The sequence below is a fragment of the Bacillus marinisedimentorum genome, assembly GCF_001644195.2.
In the GTDB taxonomy this organism is placed as follows: Bacteria; Bacillota; Bacilli; order Bacillales; family Bacillaceae_O; genus Bacillus_BL; species Bacillus_BL marinisedimentorum.
In genome coordinates, this window is the sequence record NZ_LWBL02000005.1 from 110,842 (window position 1) to 132,643 (window position 21,802).

General features: G+C 47.6%; 22 protein-coding genes. 6 read left to right on the top strand and 16 right to left on the bottom strand.

Going from position 1 to position 21,802, the window contains the following annotated elements:
* Positions 1 to 41: 41 nt before the first annotated feature.
* From A4U59_RS01000 to A4U59_RS01020, 5 genes are all read right to left on the bottom strand, one after another.
* The gene (locus A4U59_RS01000) at positions 42 to 2,699 is read right to left on the bottom strand and encodes a cation-translocating P-type ATPase (RefSeq protein ID WP_070119429.1); all 2,658 of its coding nucleotides are present in this window, start codon (positions 2,697 to 2,699) and stop codon (positions 42 to 44) included.
* A 131-nt stretch (positions 2,700 to 2,830) separates the two neighbouring features.
* Entirely contained in the window at positions 2,831 to 3,268 is a 438-nt protein-coding gene (locus A4U59_RS01005) for a GNAT family N-acetyltransferase (RefSeq protein ID WP_070119430.1), read from the bottom strand.
* A 199-nt stretch (positions 3,269 to 3,467) separates the two neighbouring features.
* Complete coding sequence (locus tag A4U59_RS01010; protein WP_070119431.1) at positions 3,468 to 4,349, bottom strand: 50S ribosomal protein L11 methyltransferase; 882 nt, start codon at positions 4,347 to 4,349, stop codon at positions 3,468 to 3,470.
* Positions 4,350 to 4,393: 44 nt separating this feature from the next.
* Positions 4,394 to 5,035 carry a PAQR family membrane homeostasis protein TrhA gene (gene trhA, locus A4U59_RS01015; RefSeq protein WP_070119432.1) on the bottom strand — a complete coding sequence of 214 codons (642 nt, stop codon included), beginning with the start codon at positions 5,033 to 5,035 and terminating at the stop codon, positions 4,394 to 4,396.
* A 170-nt stretch (positions 5,036 to 5,205) separates the two neighbouring features.
* Positions 5,206 to 5,802 carry a sulfite oxidase-like oxidoreductase gene (locus tag A4U59_RS01020; protein WP_070119433.1) on the bottom strand — a complete coding sequence of 199 codons (597 nt, stop codon included), beginning with the start codon at positions 5,800 to 5,802 and terminating at the stop codon, positions 5,206 to 5,208.
* A 168-nt stretch (positions 5,803 to 5,970) separates the two neighbouring features.
* Here A4U59_RS01020 and A4U59_RS01025 point away from each other — a divergent pair, with 168 nt between their 5' ends.
* Positions 5,971 to 6,591 carry a biotin transporter BioY gene (locus A4U59_RS01025; RefSeq protein WP_070119434.1) on the top strand — a complete coding sequence of 207 codons (621 nt, stop codon included), beginning with the start codon at positions 5,971 to 5,973 and terminating at the stop codon, positions 6,589 to 6,591.
* A gap of 163 nt (positions 6,592 to 6,754) precedes the next feature.
* Here A4U59_RS01025 and A4U59_RS01030 read toward each other — a convergent pair whose 3' ends face one another.
* Positions 6,755 to 8,077 carry a Na+/H+ antiporter family protein gene (locus A4U59_RS01030; protein ID WP_070119435.1) on the bottom strand — a complete coding sequence of 441 codons (1,323 nt, stop codon included), beginning with the start codon at positions 8,075 to 8,077 and terminating at the stop codon, positions 6,755 to 6,757.
* Positions 8,078 to 8,241: 164 nt separating this feature from the next.
* On the opposite strand from A4U59_RS01030, the gene A4U59_RS01035 reads away from it, so the two are divergent.
* Complete coding sequence (locus A4U59_RS01035) at positions 8,242 to 8,760, top strand: DUF3221 domain-containing protein (RefSeq protein WP_070119436.1); 519 nt, start codon at positions 8,242 to 8,244, stop codon at positions 8,758 to 8,760.
* A 77-nt stretch (positions 8,761 to 8,837) separates the two neighbouring features.
* Here A4U59_RS01035 and A4U59_RS01040 read toward each other — a convergent pair whose 3' ends face one another.
* The gene (locus A4U59_RS01040; protein WP_070119437.1) at positions 8,838 to 10,349 is read right to left on the bottom strand and encodes a leucyl aminopeptidase; all 1,512 of its coding nucleotides are present in this window, start codon (positions 10,347 to 10,349) and stop codon (positions 8,838 to 8,840) included.
* 91 nt (positions 10,350 to 10,440) lie between these two features.
* Complete coding sequence (locus tag A4U59_RS01045) at positions 10,441 to 10,821, bottom strand: DUF309 domain-containing protein (RefSeq protein WP_070119511.1); 381 nt, start codon at positions 10,819 to 10,821, stop codon at positions 10,441 to 10,443.
* 186 nt (positions 10,822 to 11,007) lie between these two features.
* On the opposite strand from A4U59_RS01045, the gene A4U59_RS01050 reads away from it, so the two are divergent.
* Entirely contained in the window at positions 11,008 to 11,484 is a 477-nt protein-coding gene (locus A4U59_RS01050) for a divergent PAP2 family protein (RefSeq protein WP_070119438.1), read from the top strand.
* A gap of 24 nt (positions 11,485 to 11,508) precedes the next feature.
* Entirely contained in the window at positions 11,509 to 12,315 is an 807-nt protein-coding gene (locus A4U59_RS01055; RefSeq protein WP_070119439.1) for a cobalamin-binding protein, read from the top strand.
* A 207-nt stretch (positions 12,316 to 12,522) separates the two neighbouring features.
* Here A4U59_RS01055 and A4U59_RS01060 read toward each other — a convergent pair whose 3' ends face one another.
* From A4U59_RS01060 to A4U59_RS01080, 5 genes are all read right to left on the bottom strand, one after another.
* A complete protein-coding gene (locus A4U59_RS01060) occupies positions 12,523 to 13,221 on the bottom strand; it encodes a 3D domain-containing protein (protein WP_070119440.1) in 699 nt (232 codons plus the stop codon).
* Positions 13,222 to 13,391: 170 nt separating this feature from the next.
* On the bottom strand, positions 13,392 to 13,709 hold the full coding sequence (locus A4U59_RS01065; protein WP_070119441.1) for a YuiB family protein: 318 nt from the start codon (positions 13,707 to 13,709) through the stop codon (positions 13,392 to 13,394).
* Positions 13,710 to 13,891: 182 nt separating this feature from the next.
* Positions 13,892 to 14,011: a YuiA family protein gene (locus tag A4U59_RS21190; protein ID WP_157888106.1), complete on the bottom strand. Its 120-nt coding sequence runs from the start codon at positions 14,009 to 14,011 to the stop codon at positions 13,892 to 13,894.
* Positions 14,012 to 14,524: 513 nt separating this feature from the next.
* Positions 14,525 to 15,004, bottom strand: coding sequence for an NUDIX hydrolase (locus A4U59_RS01075; protein ID WP_070119443.1), 480 nt, complete (start codon positions 15,002 to 15,004; stop codon positions 14,525 to 14,527).
* 169 nt (positions 15,005 to 15,173) lie between these two features.
* A complete protein-coding gene (locus tag A4U59_RS01080; RefSeq protein ID WP_070119444.1) occupies positions 15,174 to 16,385 on the bottom strand; it encodes an NAD(P)/FAD-dependent oxidoreductase in 1,212 nt (403 codons plus the stop codon).
* 390 nt (positions 16,386 to 16,775) lie between these two features.
* On the opposite strand from A4U59_RS01080, the gene A4U59_RS01085 reads away from it, so the two are divergent.
* Positions 16,776 to 17,765 (top strand): NAD(P)/FAD-dependent oxidoreductase, encoded by a 990-nt coding sequence (locus A4U59_RS01085; RefSeq protein WP_070119445.1) that lies wholly within the window; start codon positions 16,776 to 16,778, stop codon positions 17,763 to 17,765.
* A gap of 63 nt (positions 17,766 to 17,828) precedes the next feature.
* Here the strand turns inward: A4U59_RS01085 and A4U59_RS01090 are convergent, their stop codons facing one another.
* The 3 genes from A4U59_RS01090 to A4U59_RS01100 form a co-directional block, all read right to left on the bottom strand.
* Positions 17,829 to 18,182 carry a HesB/IscA family protein gene (locus A4U59_RS01090; RefSeq protein ID WP_070119446.1) on the bottom strand — a complete coding sequence of 118 codons (354 nt, stop codon included), beginning with the start codon at positions 18,180 to 18,182 and terminating at the stop codon, positions 17,829 to 17,831.
* A gap of 108 nt (positions 18,183 to 18,290) precedes the next feature.
* Entirely contained in the window at positions 18,291 to 19,157 is an 867-nt protein-coding gene (gene dapF, locus A4U59_RS01095) for a diaminopimelate epimerase (protein WP_070119447.1), read from the bottom strand.
* 218 nt (positions 19,158 to 19,375) lie between these two features.
* The gene (locus A4U59_RS01100) at positions 19,376 to 20,596 is read right to left on the bottom strand and encodes a NupC/NupG family nucleoside CNT transporter (RefSeq protein WP_070119448.1); all 1,221 of its coding nucleotides are present in this window, start codon (positions 20,594 to 20,596) and stop codon (positions 19,376 to 19,378) included.
* Positions 20,597 to 20,977: 381 nt separating this feature from the next.
* Between A4U59_RS01100 and A4U59_RS01105 the strand changes: the two genes are divergently transcribed.
* Entirely contained in the window at positions 20,978 to 21,679 is a 702-nt protein-coding gene (locus tag A4U59_RS01105; RefSeq protein ID WP_070119449.1) for a DUF2225 domain-containing protein, read from the top strand.
* Positions 21,680 to 21,802 lie beyond the last annotated feature (123 nt).

Here is a 21,802-nt window from a genome sequence, read left to right on the forward strand (position 1 = left end):
TCCTATTCAGTGCTTCGAGCTGCGAAATTGCGGCCGAATCATCACCATTCCCGTGTGCTGAATCGCTTCGCAATTTCATTGACAATGAGCGGAACAAGGGCAAGTCCCCCGATGAAAAGCCAATCATTCATGCCAATCGGTGAAAGCTTAAACCATTCAGCCAGAAATGGCGTGTACACGAGTCCCGCCTGAAGGAGAATGCCTAAGACAATCGAACCGAGCAAGTAAGGGTTTGTCGTAAGGCCGATTTCAAAAATCGATTTGGACGGATGGCGCAAGTTCAACGAATGCACAAGCTGGGAAATGCTAAGTGTCAGGAAGGCCATTGTCTGGGCTTTAGCCATCACACCATCGTTCATCATGCTGAAATCCATGCCGATGAACGATTCGGCACCGCTGTATACTTTCAATCCCGTTACAAACGCAGTGAGCGTCAGCAGTCCGATCACCAGGCCGTTTGCCGCCGTAAAAAGACCAGCCGTTCCGGAAAAAATCCCTTCCCCCGACTGACGGGGCGGCTCTTTCATGACATCAGAGTCATCCGGGTCAACACCGAGGGAAATCGCCGGTAATGTATCGGTAATCAAGTTCACCCACAAAATGTGAATCGCAGCGAGCGGGGCAGGCCAGCCAAGCAAAATAGCAATGAACAGCGCAATAATTTCTCCAATGTTGCAGGAAAGCAGAAACAAAACCGATTTTCTTATATTGCGGTAGATGTTGCGTCCCTCTTCCACAGCAGCTGTTATCGTCGCAAAGTTATCGTCCATCAATACGATATCAGCAGCACCTTTGGCGACATCGGTGCCGGTAATCCCCATTGCAACACCTACATCCGCCTGCTTGAGGCTCGGCGCATCATTGACCCCGTCACCCGTCATGGCAGCGATCATGCCGTTTCCCTTTAATGCCTGCACAATCCTCACCTTATGGTCCGGCGAGACTCTTGCAAATATAGTGGTCCCGGTCACACGCTCTTTCAATTCTTCATCAGAGATGCTGTCCAGCTCAGCACCTGTCATTGCCTCTTTCTCGGAATCGGCAATACCGAGGCTTTTAGCGATGGCAACCGCCGTCATTTTATGATCTCCGGTAATCATGATTGTCCGAATGCCGGCATCCCGGCAGGTTTGTACAGCATCCTTCACTTCTTCTCGGGGAGGATCAATCATGCCGGTCAGCCCGAGAAAAACAAGATCACTTTCCAGCGCATCTGGCGACAATCTTTCCCTGTCAGTGTTTTTGTAAGCAAACATGAGCACTCGCAAGGCATCCGCTGACATCTGGTCCACCTGTTTGAGGATTGCCTGTTCCTCGTTTTGCCCGATCGGTTTTATCGTTCCGCCAGCCATGATGCCGGTCAACTTTGGAAGCACGCTCTCTACAGCACCCTTTACAAAAACCGCTGTGCCATTTCTGTATTCATGAACGGTTGCCATTCTCTTTCTCTCGGAATCGAACGGAACTTCAAAAATCCGCGGATACTTTTCATCAAGCGCTTTTTTATCCAGTCCGTTGCCCGCACCCGCCGTCAGAAGGGCTGTTTCGGTCGGGTCACCGGTTTCCCGGCCATTCGAAATATCGGCATCATTGCACAGAACCATCGCTTCCAGAAAAAGCCTTTCTGTGTTTCCACCCGGGTCCAAATCCTCCATTTTTCCCTGCTTATTGTTTGTGAAAAAATCAGTGACGGTCATTTTGTTAAGTGTCAGTGTTCCTGTTTTGTCAGAACAAATGACGCTGACAGACCCGAGGGTTTCAACGGAAGGGAGTTTCCGGACCACGGCGTTCCGTTTAATCATGCGCTGGACGCCAAGAGCAAGTACAATGGTCACAATCGCCGGCAGCCCTTCCGGAATTGCCGCAACGGCAAGGCTGACGGCAATCAGGAACATATCAAACGGATTCCGGCCCTGCCAGAAACCGAGGAAAAAAATGATGAGCGAGATGACGACAGCGCCAAACCCGAGAAATTTGCCGAGCTCCGCCAGTTTCATCTGCAATGGAGTTTGTTCTTTCACCTGTTTCCCGAGCATCCCGGCAATTTTACCGATTTCAGTATCCATTCCGGTTCTTACGACGATGCCGGAACCGCGTCCATAAGTGGTGAGCGTCGACATGAACGCCATATTCACCTGGTCGGCTGCCGGCACATTCCCGGGTGCCGTCCAGTCCGCACGTTTTTCAACCGGCACGGACTCCCCTGTCAGTGCCGATTCCTCCACCTTCAAATTTATCGCTTCCGTCAGACGGAGGTCTGCCGGAACATAGCGCCCGGCATCTAAAAGCACCAGATCACCGGGAACGAGTTCTTCCGACGCCACCTCTTGCACCTGGCCGTTCCGCTTCACGACAGCTTTTGGGGAAGACATCTTTTTCAATGCATCAAGCGACTTCTCAGCCTTCGATTCCTGGAAAACACCGATTGCGGCATTAAGGATGATGACAAGCGCTATAATGACGGCATCACTGATTTCACCGACAACTGCCGAGATAACAGCGGCCGCCATCAATATATAGATCAGCACACTGTTGATCTGCTCCCATACCATCTGCAAAACCGTCTGCTTTTCCTGTTCTTCGAATACATTTTCACCATACTTTTCACGCAAAACCGTGATTTCTCCATCTGTTAAGCCGTCCTCTATGCTTGTATTCAGAAGTTTTGCCGTTTCGCGCGCCGATTTCTGACTCCACACGGTCCGTCACTTCTTCCTATTTGGTCTGAAACGCTTCCCGGCATGTGGAATGGTGAAAAGTCATGCCGCCGATTCTTCCTGTCAGCCAGGAACTTCTTTGTCATTAGCAGTATGCCTCGGATGCAGCCGCTTTACAGGTTTTTGGACATAAGAATGTTGAATTCATCGAATCCGATTTCTTCATACAGCTTGCGGGCAGGATTGCCGGCAAAAACGTTCAGGCGGATTTCTTTTGCTCCCTGCCGCCTCCCCTCTTTCATCGCTTCCATCACAAGTTTGCGGGCCAGGCCGCGGCCGCGGTATTTTTCCAGTACATAAATATCATAGATGAACGCATGATGCGCATCTGTGAAGTAATCAACATTGGTTCCGAAAAGTACCCATCCTGCGAGATCATCTTCTTCCTGCGCAGCAAGAAAATACGCCCCTTTATCAAGGACCTGCTGCACAAGGTTCGATGCTTTTTCACCTTCTTCCGGCAAATGTCCCATCGTCCCTTCATGCATCGTCCGATGAATCATCCCCATTATTTCCTGTACCGCTTTATCATCTGCCTTCTGAATTCTCATTACATTACCACCCTTTTTATACTCAAGCCCGTGAAAATTCCTCTCTATTTAATTCGACTTTTTGCTGAATTCTCCTTTTAGTAGGTCTTTTGGCATATCATTGCCTGGCAATTGCGAGGCAATTGCCAGGCAATGCTTCCGCTCCCGCTCCATAACCCCACAAAAAAAGAAAGCGCAAGTACGCTTCCTTTTGTACTGCTTATTCTTTTACGGCCGATAATGTAATCCATTCGTTGGTCTGAGTTTTCCAGGTGATGTGCCAGCCTGCTTGCCGGAAGGCCGTCATGACCCGATCGGCATTCCATTCGACGAGGCCCGATATGAGCATCGATTCCGCTTTGTTGAACAGATCATGCCGTTCAAACAGCCCGATCGTCTCATCAGCTCCAATATTAATGAATATCCAATCGTAGCGGCCTTCAACCTGATAGCTTCCCGACAACAGGTCAGCCTGTTCAGCTGCGACCGCGTCAACGCCGTTCAGTTCCGCATTGAGCAATACTTCCCTTTCGATCGGCTCAATATCAACCGCATGAACATTTGTGGCACCTTTAAGGGCCGCAGCAACGCTCAATATTCCCGAACCTGCTCCGAGGTCAAGGACAGCGGCACCGCTGAAGTCATGACCAAAAATAAAGCGCAGGCAATCCCTGGTTGTTTCATGCTGTCCCGTACCGAACGAAGCCTGCGGATCAAAACGCATGACTGATGCGCCGGATTGCTCATCACCGTCAAACGGCGGGAAACTGAGGATCCATCCGTTTCCCAGATCGATATCTTCAAAACTGTTGTGCCATTGATCATTTACCGGGGCATAAGCCAGTTCATGTTTGGATAATCCGAGTACGTCGTGGATTTTTGTGTACATGGTATCAGGCAAACCTTCCATGTCGCCTTCTTCACCGTAGATGTGAAGCTCAATTTCCACGTCTTCTTTTTCTACATAGCCGTAGCCGTTGTCATCCTGAACAACTTCAAACGGCGTTTCGTAATACATGTTGACTATACCTGCTGCAGTAAGCTTTTCAATCGCCTGTTCCAATTCCTTTTCCGAAAGGCGAACCGTAAATTCATGTAACATTTCCAGTCATCCTTTTCTTGATCATTGCCAGGAGGCAATCCCGGTTAGGCCGGAAGGGTTTTTAAAATCGCGAAAAAGTGTACGGCAGAGCCGGCAAGTACAAAAACGTGCCAGACGGCATGGTGATAAGGGAATCCCCGCCATACGTAAAACACTGTGCCGACTGTGTACGTGATCCCCCCTGCCACCAGCAGCCATAGGCCGGCAGCCGAAAAGCTTTCCACGAGCGGCCCCCACGCAAAAATAATGATCCAGCCCATGAATACATAGAGGAGTGTCGAAGTGAATAAAAACTTTTTTACGAAAAAGGCTTTGAAAACCACACCCGCGATCGCAATCCCCCAAACGATTCCAAAAAGCGTCCATCCAAGCGCACCCCTTATGACTACGAGAAGCAGCGGCGTATACGTCCCCGCGATGAATAAGTAAATCGCGGCGTGGTCGCAAAATTCAAAGACGTCCTTCACTTTCCCTTCCGGAAAACTGTGGACAAGCGTAGAGGAAGCATACAAAATCAGCATCGTCACCCCATAAATCGTAAACGAAACGACATGCCAGGCTGTTCCCTCCATAGATGCGTAAACAATCAGCAAAACAAGTGCCGCAATGCTCAAAAGCACACCGACCCCATGCGTCACTGCATTGACGAGTTCTTCTTTCCGTGTATACGTATGTGTATCTGCCATTCTTTTAACTCCGCCCTTTCAAAATGGGTGCTATCATCTTATGTTTTTCCGTGCTTTATGACCTTAGTGTTCATTATACAGGAGAATCCAAGATTATTTAAAGTTAGAGAGCGTACAGCCTTGTGAACGGATGAATATTCTTAATGGTCAGCTTGCATGCAGCAGCTTCATCAGTCCCAGCTGAAACGCTCTTCTTTCCACGGGTCCCCGTACATATGATACCCATTCCGCTCCCAGAAGCCCGGCTGGTCCGTCGCGGTGAACTGAATTGCCCGAAGCCACTTCGCGCTTTTCCAGAAATACAGGTGCGGCACAACCGCCCTGACAGGGAACCCGTGCTCGGGGGCAAGCGTTTCACCGTTATGTGAGTGCGCCAGCAAGCTCGTCTCCCGCATAAAATCTTCAATCGGCAGGTTTGCCGTCCAGCCTTCTTCGGCATGCAGCAGTACGTATTTGGCTTCCGGTTTGATTCCGGTTTCCTTGACTGCGTCTTTCACCGAGACACCTTGCCATGTGTTATCAAGTTTTGACCACCCCGTCACACAGTGAATGTCGTTGCTGGTTTCCGCTTGCGGCAGTTCCATAAATTCCTCATATGTATAAATGAGCGGATGTTCGACGAGGCCGTAGATTTTCAGGTCCCAATCGGACAGGTCGTCTTTATACTGCGGCACCCCGCCTGCATGCAGAACCGGCCAGGCTTTTGTCACATTTTGATTGGGCGGCACCCGATCATTTTCGCTGCTCCGTTTCTTCCCGAAATACATCGCGAATCACTCCTCCTATTAGTTTTCGTATTCTGTCAGAGTTTATATTACCACCTTTTCTGAAAATGTTTCTATTGTTAACCAATTCAACTTAATTGGTTGACAATAAAAACCGATTCTTTTACTATTTAATTATTCACATAATTGTAACAGAAAGGCTGGTAGTTTATGAGTACATACAGAAATGGATTGAGATTCACACCAATTGAGATCACACTTGTTGGGATGTTTGCCGCCCTGATGGCGGTTGGCGCCAATATTACTTCGTGGGCCCCGTTTTTGCAGGTAGCCGGCATCCCGCTTACGATGCAGCCGTTTTTCGCTGTCCTGGCAGGACTTCTGCTCGGCAGCAGGCTTGGTGCTGTTGCAATGGCTGTTTATATCGCAATCGGCCTGGCAGGCGCTCCGGTATTCGCCAAGTTCAGCACCGGCCTGACTGTACTATACGGTCCGACTGGCGGCTTTCTTCTTTCATTTATTGCAGTTGCATATGCGGCGGGCAAAATCATTGAGAAAGCGGATGGGGAGCCTGGGCTGCCGCACTTTTTCGCAGCCGCGTTCACTGGTATTTTCCTTAACTACTTCCTTGGCACCAACTATATGTACGCAGCGGTCAACACCTGGATCGGAGCTGAAATCAGCTACGCCCAGGCATGGGCGGGCATGATGCTCTTCGCCGTAAAAGATGCCGCATTCACAGCAGTCGCAGCCATGGTCGCACCAAGACTGTACAGGGTGATCAGCCGCTCGCATGCCTTAACAAGGGCACGCAGCAACGACGTGGCATAAGTTTAGTAAGGCAAGTGCACAATTCCAATGCTGCTAATCAAGCTGTCTACACAAATAACATATGAAAAATGCCAAAACCCGAGGGTTTTGGCATTTTTTTGTTCATTTGATTGCCAGGCAATTGCGAGGCAATTGCCTGGCAATCTCATTGGCAACTATTCTATTAAAATACTAATACCGCCGCAATCCATCCGAAGATGATGAGCGGGATGTTGTAGTGCAGGAATGTCGGCACGACGGTGTCCCAGATGTGGTTGTGCTGGCCGTCGGCGTTCAGGCCGGATGTCGGTCCGAGTGTACTGTCAGATGCCGGTGAGCCTGCATCTCCCAGTGCTGCCGCAGTACCGATGAGAGCGATTGTCGCCATTGGGCTGAAGCCGACTTCGGCCGCCATCGGAACAAAGATGGTTGCGATGATTGGAATCGTTGAAAACGATGATCCGATTCCCATCGTGACAAGCAGGCCGACAATGAGCATCATCAGGGCTGCCAGAGCCTGGCTTCCTCCGATCAAGTCTGTCGATGCCTCAACAAGCAAATCCACATGGCCGGTCTCTTTCAAGACAGCCGCAAAACCGGAAGCGGCCAGCATGACAAAGCCGATAAATGCCATCATCCGCATCCCGCCTGTCAGGATATCATCCGCTTCATTCCAGCGCATTTCCCTGCTCAAGTAAAGGACGATGATCCCGGCAAGCGCCCCTACAATCATCGAATCGGTCCATAACTGGACACCAAGCGCAGCAATGACTGCGGCTGTCGCAAACAGGAGGCTTTTCGCAGTATATGCTTCGCCTTCCTTTTGTTTAATAGCAACTTTTGGTGTTTCATACTGCCGCGGCTTGCGGTAACTGATAAAGGTGGCAACAGCAAGCCCGACAACCAGCCCGGCAGTCGGGATAAGCATCGCCTCAGGAATAAGGGCATTATCAATCTCAAATCCGCTTTCCGCCATGTTTGTGCCTAAGATATCATGAAAAATGGCACCAAATCCTGTCGGCAGCAAAATATACGGAGCCGTCAGCCCGAATGTCAGCACAGATGCGATGAGCCGGCGGTCAATATTCATTTCGCTCATAATCTTCAATAACGGCGGTACCAGAACCGGAATAAATGCGATATGGATCGGAATCAGGTTCTGCGAGAAAATGGACATGAGGAGCAGCGGCACCACGACAAGCGCCATGGCAACAGGCCTTCTGGCCCCCTTCCCTTCACGCCCGACAAGGTTTAGGACAAAATCAACAAGTGCATCCGGCAAACCGGTTTTTGACAGGGCAATTGCAAAGCTTCCAAGGAGCGCATAGCTGAGTGCCACTTCAGCACTTCCGCCAAGCCCGCCTGTGAACACTTCAATCGTTTTAGCCGTATCCAGGCCGCCTGTCACCCCGCCAATCAAGGCGCCGATAACAAGTGCGACTACTACATTAACTCTAAATAAACTAAGGAGCAGCATAACAAGTACTGCGATGACAACTGCATTCATAAAAAAATCCTCCATCATTCAAAATCCTTTATCTTGCTAAACAAATAAAGCACTAAAACAATTTAACATGATTAGGATGTCCTGTCAATAAAGGATGAAACATCATTCGCCTTTTCAACGTCTCATACAACAGATGGGATTTTTACAGATAGGAGATGACCGTGATGAAGAAAAGCGTCCTCGTCCTGTTGACACTGGCGGCAGCAGGATTGGCAGCCTATTTATTCTTCGACATGAACAAACACAATGAAAAAGTCACCGACCCTGACATCACCGGGTATATCATGCAAATAGAAGGGAAACAGGCACTGGTCGTAGGGAAAAACGAAGACTTTTATAATGCTGCGTGGATAACCATTCCTGCCTTTAAAAAGGTATCGCCCGGAGAATATGTAAAAGTGAAGTTCACCGGTCCTGTAAACGAATCGTTCCCGCTGCAGGCCGACGAAGTGAACATCGAAACAGCAAAAGCCGAAAAGCCTTCCGGCGCTTCCATCACACAGGAAGAAGCATTAAGGTCCGTTCTTAAAGAAGTCGGCAAGAAAGAGCTTTTAGGTGTACACAACATCGAATACCTTCCGGATTTCGCACAATGGAGCGTCGTACTCCAGCCGATCGCTGCATCGAGTCAGGAAGCGGGGCAAATGGAATTTTTAATTGATGATAGTACCGGCAAAGATTGAAGCAGAGACAGTTCCAAAACCTTTCATTGTAAAAACATGGAAAAGCCAGCCGGAACACTCCGGCTGGCTTTCCAGCGTTACTTATTCAGTTTCATCTCTGCAAGACGTTCCGCCAGCGTGGCCAGCGTCCTGGTCATGACACCAGTTGCACCGGAAGGCCCCAGGTCATGGTCACTTTCTGTGGTCGCAGTTCCTGCAATATCCAGGTGTACCCACGGCGTATCTTCCGCAAATTCGCCAATGAACGCGCCGGCCATGATCGGATGGGCTTTGCGGCCCGGCGAATTGTTAAGATCGGCCATTTTGCTGCCGCGCACTTTTTCTTTATATACATCAAAGTAAGGAAGCTGCCAGATCGGCTCCCCCGTTTCAATCGAAGAATACAGCACTTCCTCGAAAAATGATTCATTGTTCGTCATGGCCCCTGTTGTTACATCGCCGAGCGCGACAACAACACCGCCTGTGAGCGTGGCAACATCGACGATATAACCCGCGCCAAGCTGTTTGGCATACGTGACGGCGTCCGCAAGCGCAAGGCGCCCTTCTGCATCAGTGTTAAGCACTTCGATTGTACGCCCGCTTAAAGAAGTGATCACATCATCAGGCTTGAACGCATCACCGCTGATCATGTTATCGGTCGACGGGATGACTGCCATGACGTTTTGTTCCGGCTTCAGTTCCCCGACCACTTCCATTGCGCCTAAAACGGCTGCCGCACCGCCCATATCGGTTTTCATGCCGACAATTCCGTCTTTCGGCTTCAGGGAGTATCCGCCTGTGTCAAACGTGATGCCTTTGCCGACCAAAGCAAGGACATTATTCCATTCATCGGTGCCTTTATACTTGAGCACGATCATCTTCGGAGGCTGGGTGGAGCCTTTATTGACGGCCAGGAGCGCTCCCATGCCGAGCTTTTCCATTTCTTCTTTATCAAGAATTTCATATTCCATGTCATACTTATCGGCAATTTGGACTGCCACTTCCGCTAAGTCTGTTGCTGTCAGCATATTCCCCGGCATATTGACCAGCGTCCGTGCCGTGTTCGTCGCTTTTCCGTGCGCATAGCCGACAGAAAGGCTGGCGTGCACCTCTTCTTTTTCCGCTGTGGAAATGACTTTGAGGCTCGACAGTTCCTTTTCAGGCTCATTCGATTTTTTCTTGTAATGGTTGAACTGGTATGTCGCCATCGGCAGTGCTTCTCCAAGTGCATGCGCAGCATCATACACATCCGCTTTTTCAGAAACGAAACTGTCCAGTTCAATAGCTGCTTCAGTCAGTTTATCGCCGTCCAACTTTTTGAACACATTTCCGAACGCTTCACGGATCACCTTGAAACCGGTCTCTTCCTTATCGCCGAGACCAACAAAGTAAATCCGTTTCGTTCCTGTTTTGCCGAGGGTATGTATCTTTGTGACCTGTTTCTTTTCCGGAGAAATATCGCCGTCTTTCAGCATCTCCTTAATCTGTCCCTCAAGTTTTTCATCAAGTGAAGCAAGCGTTCCTTCCAATTTTTGATGTTTGTGGAAAACACCAATGACAAGCGCCTGGATTTTCTCATCAGCCTGCAGCTTTTCATTAATTGTGAACATCATTCCACCTCCAAAAGTTCTATAACCGGTGCACTTCTTCAATTATATAAAAATTAGGGTTCAAATACGAATGGCACGTGTCCGGTACCTGTCAGTCTTCCTGCAAATACAAAATAAGATCCGGCAATGCCGGTAATTCCCTCATTTTTTCGAATGAAACCCGTTCAACGTCTTCCGGGATGACGGAAAGGCATTCCTCTATGAATGAATTCACCTCTTCCAGATCGACACCCCAGTAAAAAGGCCGGTACTTCTGAATATATCGGTGCCCTGCCGTCATCATCATCCTCGCCCCTTTTACATTGCCGTATCCATAATGATACATGGCGACAACCATCTGCAGCAGGCCCTTCAAAAAAGTATTGTCCTTATCCGTCATCCAAATCTCTTCAAGCAAATCATGGCACGTATAATAATCCCCTTCATTGAACTTAACAAAAAACTCATAGTATTCAAGCGGGTACTGGCTCATCCCTGCGACCTCCCCGGAAAAAACTGAAATTGCCTGGCAATTGCCCCGCAATTGCCAGGCAATCATACTTGCTTTCATCCATCATAGCAAACCATAATAAGATTAGATAATCTTCTGAACGGCAATAGTGATTATACGTTACAATAGTACATAAACACCAATACACAGAAAGAAAGGAAGACCGTCATGGAGCTTTTTGCGAATTTCCCGATTTGGACGGCCTTATTTGCCATCTTTTTTGCCCAGTTTATCAAAGTGCCGATCCAATACATAGCGACAAGGGAATTGGACTGGTCCTTGATTACGAGTACTGGCGGAATGCCAAGTTCCCACTCGGCTGCAGTCACCTCGCTTGCAACTGCTGTCGGTTTGAAGGAAGGGCTTGATTCGAGTGTGTTTTCGGTAGCCGTTTTGTTTGCCATCATCACCATGTTTGATGCAACGGGGGTGCGCCGCCACGCCGGCAGGCAGGCAACCGTATTGAACCAACTCGTCACTGACTTCAACCGCCTCGTGGATGAAGCGATCAACTGGCCGAAGAAAAAGGAAGAAGAAAAGCGGAGCGAGCTGAAAGAATTGCTCGGCCATGAACCGATTGAAGTCTTTTTCGGGGGAATTACCGGAATCCTGATCGCTATCTTTGCATATTACACGATTTATTAATGCTGACCAGGAGGGATGGCAACAATGAAAATAGTATCGATTTGCCCGAGTAATACCGAACTGATCCATTATCTCGGCCTCACCGGCCAGCTCATTGCCGTCGATGACTTTTCCGATTGGCCCGAACAAGTCAACGGACTGCCGCGCCTGGGACCTGACTTGGACATTGATATGGACAAAGTCGAAGCTCTAAAACCTGATCTGGTCGTCGCTTCCCTCAGCGTGCCGGGGATGGAAAAAAATGTGGAAGAACTGAAGAAACGCGGCTTGCCACATATCGTGCTCAATCCAAATACACTTGATGAAATTGCAGCCGACTTGCTCACACTGGGAAACGCAGCTGGTGCAGAAGAAAAAGCCGCTGAAACGGCTGCAGCATTCAATGCCTTCATTGAAAAATATGAACAGCTCGCTTCCGCTGTAACCGACAGGCCTTCGATTTACTGGGAATGGTGGCCGAAGCCTGTCTTTACACCCGGCGGGAAAAATTGGCTTACCGAAATCAGCCGGCTGGCAGGTGCTGAAAATGTTTTTGCCGATATTGACCAGGCCAGCTTCAAAACCGACTGGGAAACCGTTAAGGAACGAAATCCGGACCACATCGGCATGGCATGGGTCGGCGTGCAGCAAGATAAAATGAAGCCCGAACTTATAGAAAAGCGGCCAGGATGGGCAGAACTGGATGCGGTAAAAAAGAGGCATATCCATCTTCTTGAAGAGTCTTTATATTGCAGGCCTTCTCCGCGCCTTTTACTCGGCTTGAAAAAACTTGCCCCTCTCATCCATCCGGCGGTTTTTCCCGTGAATGACGGTGTTGACCCGCTTGCATGATCGAAATAGGAATGTGCACCTCTTATAGGCATGGAGGTTTTGCGAAAATACTTGCATTGCCTAAACTTGTTTCCGTTATGGGTTTAGGGCACGTAAAACAGGCTGCTTGCCCTTCACCTTTTATGATGTGAAGTTGGAGTACAAAAAACTGGTTAAGCGAAGCAAAAGGAGCCCGCAGCAAGCGGACTCCTTTTGTACACCATATTATCAACCTTTTATAATCTGCTTCCGGAACACTTGCATCGCTTCATCTTCATTCAGTTCCTTCAGCTGCTCTTCAGTTATGGACCCATTGCCTTTTTCGATGATATATACATCAATTTTTTGCTTTCCCCATTGTTCATAGACATCATCGACCGTTTCATAGTAAAGGTCAATTTTATGTCCTTTGATGGCGCTGCCTGTATCAGCCACTACACCGTATCCATAACCCGGAATGTAAAGAATGGTCCCGATTGGAAAGACCGTTGTATCGGCTGCGATGGTCGAATACAGGTCCCGCTTTACTTTAATTCCGGAATATGTAATCCCATACTGCGGATGTCCAGGGGTTTTCCCTGTTGATTCGATACCTGCCGTATAACCGGTCGCGGTCACCGTTACCGAGGGATAGATACTCCAGTCCTTTGATTCATGCAGTGTTTTAGGTTTCTCTTCTGTCTGGCTTGAAATCAAAGTGGTCATCGGTTTCACTTTCGGAAGCTCTTTATGTTGTAATGAAATTTCTTTTGGATCAGAATCTTTTGCAGCAAAAAGTTTACTGACGATCGGATAATCCTGCTGGCTGATCCATGTTGACAGTCCAGCTGCCTTTACCCCCGAAACCGATTCAAATGTGGTCAACACCGCTGCAAGGAACAGTACTGTGATCATGAATCGTATTCCTAATTCAGTAATAAACTTCATTAAAAACTTTCACTCCTCTCTTCGACTATTCTTTCCCAGAGAGAGCAAAAGTTATTCGTAAAAAAAGAAAAAAAGTTGAAATACCATTAATTTCATCTTAATTTACAACATTTTTCCATAATAAAAGACTTTCTGCCAACAAGAAAGTCTTTTCCTAATATAATAAATTTCTAAAACATTTGATATCCACGGACACGGAGCGCTTTAATTGCAATGCCTGCCAGAACCGCTCCGATCAAGCCGGATGCCAGTATGATGACATCACCGGTGCCTAGTGATAAAAAGTTCTCATAAAGCGCACTGAAGGACGATCCGGGTTTTGTGATATATTCAAAAAAACGGACATTATCAATAATAAGGATTACGACAACCGGATAAATGACTGCCATTACCCATGTCGCACGAAGAAGCATATTCAACAAAAATCCAATGCCGAAAAATAACACGATAAACAAAAGCATTGAGATGATCAATTGGGGTATGCTCACATAACCACCTCCATCTGGTTCCATAGTAAGTTTACTGAATTGATACTGAACCGTCAATCGCGAAGTTCTATATAACTGACAGAGCAACTGGCCAAAAGAGCGAGTGAAATGCAAAAAAGCGTCCATCCCGGACGCTTTTTTACAGGTGGTTGTTTATTGGTGAAGTGAAATATGCTGACGGTTTACTTTTCGCCGCTTCCGTGGCAGTGGTCACAAGTTTCAGATCCGCCGAGCAGCAGCTGGAAATATCCCTGCCCGGAGCAGTAAGGACAATCTTTCCGTTCTTTTTTGTTCGTTCTCATGGAGCTGGTCCCCTTTCTGATAAATCTTAATTTTCTGATAATATATCAGCTTTTCCGGTAATTGAAAAGAGGAAAAAACATGCAAATTAACGTATGAAAGCGTAAACAAGATGTGTTATCTCCTTTTTATAGCCTTTTTCTCATTAATTTAGTTTTTTTGAAAAAAGGCTCTGTTAGCCTGATGGGTTCGATTTGTGAAATACAACATTACAAGTGGAACGTAAAACAACGTAAAAAATGTTCGGAGCGTTTCTTTTTATTGTCTTATGCTATTGGCTCACCTTCCACTCCAATCAACTAGTTAAAAAATCAACATCGAGCTTTAACACAGCCCTTCTATTAAAGCACCCTTTAAAAGAATAAACCTGATTTTCAGCGTGTTTTCGGAAACATTGCCTGTTAAATGGGGAGTTGATTTCCGCTGCAGACTATAAAGGGAAATGGATCCCCCCCTTTTCCGGGAATCTAAACACTAACCACGGAAAATATTTCAGCCAAAATAAATAAACTGCCCTAAACGAGCAGTTTGTAAGATGTGTAACCGAAATGGTCTCCCGGGTTGAAATCGATAATATCGAGTACGTTATGATGGGCGCGGTCAAGGAAAAAGTGAAGCATTTCCGATGTCCTGGGATCCCGGCGAAGTTCTTCAGGGCTAATAAAAACAGCGTCGTCCAATTCATCATACTGCGGGAGCAGCCGTCCTCCTGTCTGTTCAAGCCTGAAAACAATCATGTTGTCGCTTACCTCTCCATTAATGACGCCGGAACGCATCCCGATGAGTCCAGTGATTTCTGATAGAATACCCGTTTCTTCTTTCACTTCACGGATGACCGCTTCATCTATTGTTTCGGCTGGATTGACAAAACCTGCCGGCAGCGACCACATTCCTTTCAGGCCGCTGTATTTTTTCCGGACGACAAGCCATTTTCCATCTTTTATAATGAGGCCTGCCACGCCAAGCCATACATTTGCCCGTTTGTTTGAACTCAAATTTCTCCCCCCTGTTTGCGGTATTCAGCTCCATATATATAAGTGTATCAGAAACGCTCAACATAACCCCTGTCCCTCTCTCTGTTTTGTGATCTAAAAGGAGACAAAGAAAAAGCAAAGGCCGACGACAGGCCTTTGCTTTCATTATATCTTGAAAGGTCGATTAAAATTAAAACAATTTCAGTTTTCCTTTTTTCAGCACCATGGACGGTCCGCCGAGCTTCAGCAAGTAGCGGTTGTCGATCACTTTTTTCATTGCGGCGGCAGTCGATCCGAATAATTTTTTATCGCCGAATACAACACCGATGGCTTCTCCTTCGCCAAGTGATGCCACGGTACCCTTAATTTCCGGGTGGAACTCTTCCAGGTTCTCTTCCCCGCGGATAAGCTTAGTCAGGTTAGCTGCGCAAGTATCCGCCTCCTGGATGGCAATTTGTGCTGTCGGCGGGTACGGCCGGTCGATTTCTTCATTGATGATCAATGCGCAGTCACCGACAATGAAAACATCATCATGGTTCGGATCCCGCAAGTCGTTACGCACTTTCACCCGGCCGCGCATGACCTCGAATCCGGATTTTTCCACAATGGAATTACCGCGAACGCCGGCAGCCCATACAATCGTTTCCGCCTTGATTTCTTCAACAACATCATCTTTAGAAACGATGATGCTGTTTTCTGTAGCTTCCTTGATTGTTGTGCCGATTTTGAACTCTACCCCTTTGCGTTCAAGCAGGTTCATTGCGTACTCGACAAGTTCAGGGTCAAATCCTGGAAGCGCGGTCGGTGCCGCTTCAATGTTGATGAGGCGGACTTTATCGCGGTCAATATCAAATTCTCTGCAAAGTTCAGGGATGCGGTTGGCTAATTCACCGACAAATTCGATACCGGTAAAGCCGGCCCCGCCCACGACAATCGTAAGAAGCTCATCACGTTTTTCCTGATTATACTGCGCGAACATATATTCAATATGTTCCCTGATGCGGCGGGCCGAGTTGATATTGTTGATCGTGAATGCATTCTCCTTCAGCCCTTTGATTCCAAATGTTTCAGCTTCAAAGCCAAGGGCTACGACTAGGTAGTCATATGTGTACTCGCCATTTTCGGTCAACACACGTTTGGTATCCGGTTCGATTTCCGTTACGCTGTCTTCAACAAAATTGATTTTATTTTTGTCAATAATGTCGGAAATGGGAATCCTTGTTTTATCATGATGGAGGGTGCCTGCCGCATTTTCATGGAGCCAGGTTGTCTGGTAATGATAATTATGTTTGTTGATCAGCGTAATTTCCGCTTCATCAATCTTCAGTTCTTTCTGCAGATTCACAGCTGTCATGATGCCGCCATAACCTGCACCTAATATTAAAATCTTTGGTCTATTCAACCCTATCACATCCACCTTTTAAAATATTTTCCGCTCGTCCAGCCACATTCCAAGCGGCATTCTAAATCTTGTGACATTCTTCACGAATTCATTCACAAAAAATCATGAAAACTGTCACAAAATCTTAATAATTGTCCATCTCCCATCTTATTCTTTTTTATCTCTTTTTTCAAGTGTCGAAACCTGTTTCCTGCAACAGTAAGAATTGCCAGTATTGTAACCCTTTTCACAATTGTGGGCCATTTGTGGTAAAATAAGAGGGATTGGGAGGAATACAGGGGTCCCGCCTGCTTAGAAAGTAGCATGAAACCTCATATTTTATGTTAATATATAAGGTGGAATCTCTGGATTTGCTAGCATTTTCACTACGACATTACTGGGGGAATGAAGATGAGCGAGAACGAAAAGGTTTATGACATCACGGTAATCGGCGGGGGCCCGACTGGTATTTTCACGGCTTTCTACGCCGGAATGAGGCAGGCAAGCGTGAAAATCATCGAAAGCTTGCCGCAGCTTGGCGGGCAGCTTTCTGCATTATATCCTGAAAAGTACATATATGATGTTGCCGGTTTCCCGAAAGTACGGGCCCAGGAATTGATCGACAACCTGATTGAGCAGGCTGATAAATTCGACCCGACTGTTGTTCTTGAGCAATCCGTTCAAAATGTTGAAAAGCAGGAAGACGGGACGTTCAAACTGACGACCGATAAGGAAGTCCACTACTCCAAAACCGTCATCATCACTGCCGGTTCAGGAGCATTCCAGCCGCGTAAACTGGGCTGTGAAGGTGAAGACAAGTTTGCTGGTGTCAACGTCCACTATCACATTGATGATCTGAACAATTTTGCAGACCGCAATGTTCTTGTCTGCGGAGGGGGAGACTCTGCAGTTGACTGGGCAATGATGCTTGAGCCGATCGCCAAGAATGTGACGCTTATTCACCGCCGTGACAAATTCCGCGCCCATGAGCACAGTGTCGAAAACTTGATGAATTCAAAAGTCAATGTGAAAACCCCTTACGTTCCAAAAGAACTCGTCGGGGAAGACAGAGCGGAAAGAGTAATTCTGAATAAAGTGAAGTCTGATGAAGAAGAAGTTCTTGAAGTCGATGATGTTATCGTCAACTTCGGGTTTGTATCCTCGCTCGGCCCGATTAAAGAATGGGGTCTTGAGATCGAGAAGAACAACATCATCGTCAACTCTCGAATGGAAACGAATATCCAAGGCATTTATGCTGCCGGCGACGTTGCAACATATGACGGCAAGGTCAAGCTTATTGCATCCGGATTCGGTGAAGCACCGACAGCCGTCAATAATGCCAAAGCGTTCATTGACCCGAATGCCCGCTTGCAGCCGATGCACAGTTCAAGCATGTTCTAATGACACGTTAAAAAAACTTATTAAAAAGCCAGCGCTGATCTCAGCTGCTGGCTTTTCTTCATGTCAGCACTCTTCCGGAGCACCTTCATTCGTAGCTGTACGGAACGAAGAACCGCACCCGCATGAAGCGATGGCGTTCGGGTTGTCGATTGTGAAGCCGCCGCCCATCATGTTTTGTTTATAATCAATGACAACGCCTTTTAAAATTGGCTCACTTTCTTTATCAACAACTACAGGGATTCCCTGGACCTCAAGTACAGTATCATTTTCCTCTGCATCCGCGTCGAAACCCATGCCGTATGACAGGCCGCTGCAGCCGCCGCCTCTTACAGCAAGGCGAAGCCTAAGGTTATCCTGTTCCTCCGCCTCCATCATTTCACGGATCTGGTGACTTGCTGCTTCTGTAATGGTAAGCATGCAGACCCTCCTTTCAACTCTTACTTAAATTATACAGTGTATGGAATCATCTCTCAACATTTCCACTACCATAAACTTGTTTTCATCCGCGCCTATTTTTTCGGACGCTTAATCCAGGTAAAAGGAACCTGTGCAAATGATATCGGCCGGACCCGTCATCAATACCCGGCCTGCTTCAGTCCAGGTGATTTCAAGGTCGCCGCCGGCAAGGTGGACGGTTACGGCTTTTCCGCGCGCAGTTGCCTTGTTCAGTACCCCGGCAACAACGGCAGCACAAGCACCTGAACCACAAGCCTGGGTGACGCCAGACCCGCGTTCCCAGACGCGGAAGTGCATTTCCGTTTCGTTCACGATTTCAATGAATTCGACATTCAGCCCTTCCGGAAACCGCCCGTCTTTTTCCAGCTTCGGCCCAATTGTCAGCACCGGTGCTGAATCGATATCATCAACAAAAAAAACACCATGTGGATTCCCCATTGAAACCCCGGTCATAGACAGCGTTTTGCCATCGACTTCAATCGGTTCATTGATGACGCTGTCATCTTCTCTTCCCGCTGCCATCGGCAGTTCGCCTCTAGTAAGGCGCGGCTCTCCCATATCGATGGTGACCATTCGGGCAATGCCATTCTCAGGGTGGACCTCTGCATCGACAATGCCGGCAAGTGTCTCAATTTGAAAAGATGTGCCTGCTACAATGCCTTTTTCATAAGCGTAGCGTGCCACACAGCGCAATCCATTTCCGCATGTCTTCGCTTCAGATCCATCGTTGTTGAAAATCCTCATCTTCACAGGCGCCCTGTCTGACGGCGCAATCAAAATCAACCCGTCAGAGCCAATGCCCGTATTGATATCAGACACTTTTACCGCAATCTCAGACAGCCGCTCTTCCGGAAGGTTTTCCTCAAACTGATTCACATATATGTAATTATTGCCTAGCCCATGCATCTTTGTAAACGCAAACTCATTTCGTTCCATTCAGATCCCCGCCTCGCTTTTCTTCTTTAATAAAGTATAGCCGAGAGAACCGGTGCGTGACAATTGTTGTGTGTGGTGTGTGACGAGTTGGATGTGGACCGAGTTGATTGCCTGGCAATCTAGTTGCAAATAATGCCTGGCAATTGCCAGGCAACAAAAAAGCCAACAAAAAAGCCAACAAAAAACTCCCGGCCTCAAGCCGGGAGCTTCACTCCATTTTAAAGAATCAACATGCCCGCAATTGCCGCACTCAGCAGGTTGGCGAGTGTACCCGCGATGATGGCGCGTACACCGAAACGTGCGATATCCGGGCGGCGGTTAGGCGCAAGTCCGCCAAGGCCGCCAAGCAGGATGGCAAGAGATGACAGGTTTGCGAATCCACACAATGCAAAGCTGATGATTGCTGCCGTTTTTGCAGAGAAATTACCAATTTCAGGCGCAAAGTTGGAATAAGCAACAAATTCATTCAAAACGAGCTTCTGGCCGATGAAGCTTCCTGCCTGGACAGCTTCGCCCCACGGCACACCGATGACGAATGCGAGCGGTGCAAAAACATAACCGAGAATCAATTCGAGTGAAAGGTTCTCTGCACCGAACCAGCCGCCGATGCCGCCGAGAATACCGTTGACCATTGCGATGAGTGCAATGAAAGCAAGAAGCATTGCTCCGACATTCAAGGCAAGGCCAAGGCCGTCAGACGCACCTTTTGCTGCCGCATCAATGACGTTTACGGTCGCTTTATCTTTATCCATGGTGATGTCTTCCACTGTTTCAGGCGTATCCCGTTCCGGCATGATCATTTTCGCCATAATCAGTCCGGATGGCGCAGCCATGAAACTTGCTGCAAGCAAATACTCAAGCGGTACCCCGAGCAGCGCATAACCAAACAGTACAGAACCGGCCACAGAAGCGAGGCCGCCGGTCATGACAGCAAACAACTCGGAGTTCGTCATCTTGGCAATATAAGGACGGACGACAAGCGGCGCTTCGGTCTGTCCCACGAAAATATTGGCCGCCGCTGACAGGGACTCGGCCTTGCTTGTCCCGAGCAGCTTGGAAAGCGCGCCTCCAAAGAATTGGATAACCACTTGCATGATACCCAGATAATAAAGGACAGAAATTAATGAAGAAAAGAAAATGATGACCGTCAGAACCTGGAACGCAAAAATAAAGCCGATGCCTTCCGCTGCAAACAGGCCGCCGAATAGGAAGTCGACACCTTCGTTAGCATAATCGATTACATTCTGGACTTTTTTCGTCACCCATTCAAGCGCCTTGCGCCCCGGACCCCATTTCAACACGATAAATCCAAAAGTCAGCTGGATTGCAAAGCCTCCGAGAATTGTCCGGAGACGGATGGATTTGCGGTCATTTGAAAGAATAAAAGCGATTCCAAACAGGACCGCAATCCCTCCGAGACCCCATAAAATATTTGTCATCTCACTCACCCCAAATGTTTAATTCTTGCTGACAAAGCAGGTTTGAAATCCATTGTTCTATAAGTTTTAACAAACAGCCCGATTCGTAACCGCTTTCTTTTCAACCCTCAAGGTATGTCGTCTGACCTCTTATGTCTTACAAGTTATATCCTATCAAATTACACCAAAATTACAAGTGAAAAATAATGTTAAATTTAAACACTTTTTCAACGCTGTTCTTTTAAACAAAAATAGATCTGACGCTGGGCCACTTTACTATAGCCCTTTCTTCCAGGCGGCAAACCGGTTGTTTATCTTCACCGAATATCCATTGTAACTTTTCATCCGATTTAGTAAAGTGGAACAAAAGTTGTTTCTTTTTCCAGGAAAGGATGTCAGCAAATGACACAGGAAATTCAGCCTCTCTACGATAAAACATATACATGCCCGCAATGCGGTGCCAGCTATTCGAGTAAGCAGCTGCGATCCCGTTTCGTCAGGACTGAAACGCGCGATGCCGATTTTTGCATCTGGTACAAACACCCTGAATATGATCCCGACCTTTATTTCATACACATTTGCCCGGCCTGCGGCTTTGCGGCAGGAGATCTGTCCAAAGACACTTTAACAGATGAAGCACGTATAGTATTTCGAAAAGAAGTCGGTGCGAAATGGGGGCAGGGTGATTCCTATTCGCACATCAGGACAGTTGAAAAAGCGGCTGAAACGTATAAGCTGGCTATCTATACCGGCAAACTGCTTCAGGAGAACAACCAGGTACTTGGCGGATTATGCCTGAGGGCCGCATGGGTATACCGGAAAAATGGCGATAGTCAAAACGAAAATAGATTTTTAAACATGGCACTCACCCATTACCTGGAATCTGATATAACTGGAGATTTCGCGGTAAGCGGCATGAGTGAAATGCGGCTGCATTATTTGATCGGGGAACTATACAGGCGGCTTGATCAAGGCCGGAAAGCCATACCGTATTTCTCGAAAGTCCTCCACCATAAGAACAAGGCCTATGAGCCGCAGCTTGCGGAAGCCGCTCGTACGCAGTACTACCTGATTAAAGAGGGCGATACGCCTCCGAAGCCTTAAGGCATAAAAAAACCGCTTTTTAGGCTTAAGCAGTTCCCTTTACGTGGAAAAATTTAATAGCAGATGAATCAGCATATCAATTGACATCGGAATTGGTATGCTTTTTTACATTGATAGCATGCA

Excerpts from the sequence above, each read along its gene's own strand:
- A4U59_RS01005 (WP_070119430.1), bottom strand. The coding sequence starts at position 3,268 with ATGAGAATTCAGAAGGCAGATGATAAAGCGGTACAGGAAATAATGGGG.
- A4U59_RS01010 (WP_070119431.1), bottom strand. The coding sequence starts at position 4,349 with ATGTTACATGAATTTACGGTTCGCCTTTCGGAAAAGGAATTGGAACAG.
- A4U59_RS01060 (WP_070119440.1), bottom strand. The coding sequence starts at position 13,221 with ATGAAGTTTATTACTGAATTAGGAATACGATTCATGATCACAGTACTG.
- A4U59_RS01050 (WP_070119438.1), top strand. The coding sequence starts at position 11,008 with ATGGAGCTTTTTGCGAATTTCCCGATTTGGACGGCCTTATTTGCCATC.
- A4U59_RS01040 (WP_070119437.1), bottom strand. The coding sequence starts at position 10,349 with ATGTTCACAATTAATGAAAAGCTGCAGGCTGATGAGAAAATCCAGGCG.
- A4U59_RS01030 (WP_070119435.1), bottom strand. The coding sequence starts at position 8,077 with ATGAATGCAGTTGTCATCGCAGTACTTGTTATGCTGCTCCTTAGTTTA.
- A4U59_RS01025 (WP_070119434.1), top strand. The coding sequence starts at position 5,971 with ATGAGTACATACAGAAATGGATTGAGATTCACACCAATTGAGATCACA.
- A4U59_RS01045 (WP_070119511.1), bottom strand. The coding sequence starts at position 10,821 with ATGAGCCAGTACCCGCTTGAATACTATGAGTTTTTTGTTAAGTTCAAT.
- A4U59_RS01035 (WP_070119436.1), top strand. The coding sequence starts at position 8,242 with ATGAAGAAAAGCGTCCTCGTCCTGTTGACACTGGCGGCAGCAGGATTG.
- A4U59_RS21190 (WP_157888106.1), bottom strand. The coding sequence starts at position 14,011 with ATGAGAACGAACAAAAAAGAACGGAAAGATTGTCCTTACTGCTCCGGG.
- dapF (WP_070119447.1), bottom strand. The coding sequence starts at position 19,157 with ATGGAACGAAATGAGTTTGCGTTTACAAAGATGCATGGGCTAGGCAAT.
- A4U59_RS01100 (WP_070119448.1), bottom strand. The coding sequence starts at position 20,596 with ATGACAAATATTTTATGGGGTCTCGGAGGGATTGCGGTCCTGTTTGGA.
- trhA (WP_070119432.1), bottom strand. The coding sequence starts at position 5,035 with ATGGCAGATACACATACGTATACACGGAAAGAAGAACTCGTCAATGCA.
- A4U59_RS01085 (WP_070119445.1), top strand. The coding sequence starts at position 16,776 with ATGAGCGAGAACGAAAAGGTTTATGACATCACGGTAATCGGCGGGGGC.
- A4U59_RS01020 (WP_070119433.1), bottom strand. The coding sequence starts at position 5,802 with ATGTATTTCGGGAAGAAACGGAGCAGCGAAAATGATCGGGTGCCGCCC.
- A4U59_RS01105 (WP_070119449.1), top strand. The coding sequence starts at position 20,978 with ATGACACAGGAAATTCAGCCTCTCTACGATAAAACATATACATGCCCG.
- A4U59_RS01090 (WP_070119446.1), bottom strand. The coding sequence starts at position 18,182 with ATGCTTACCATTACAGAAGCAGCAAGTCACCAGATCCGTGAAATGATG.
- A4U59_RS01055 (WP_070119439.1), top strand. The coding sequence starts at position 11,509 with ATGAAAATAGTATCGATTTGCCCGAGTAATACCGAACTGATCCATTAT.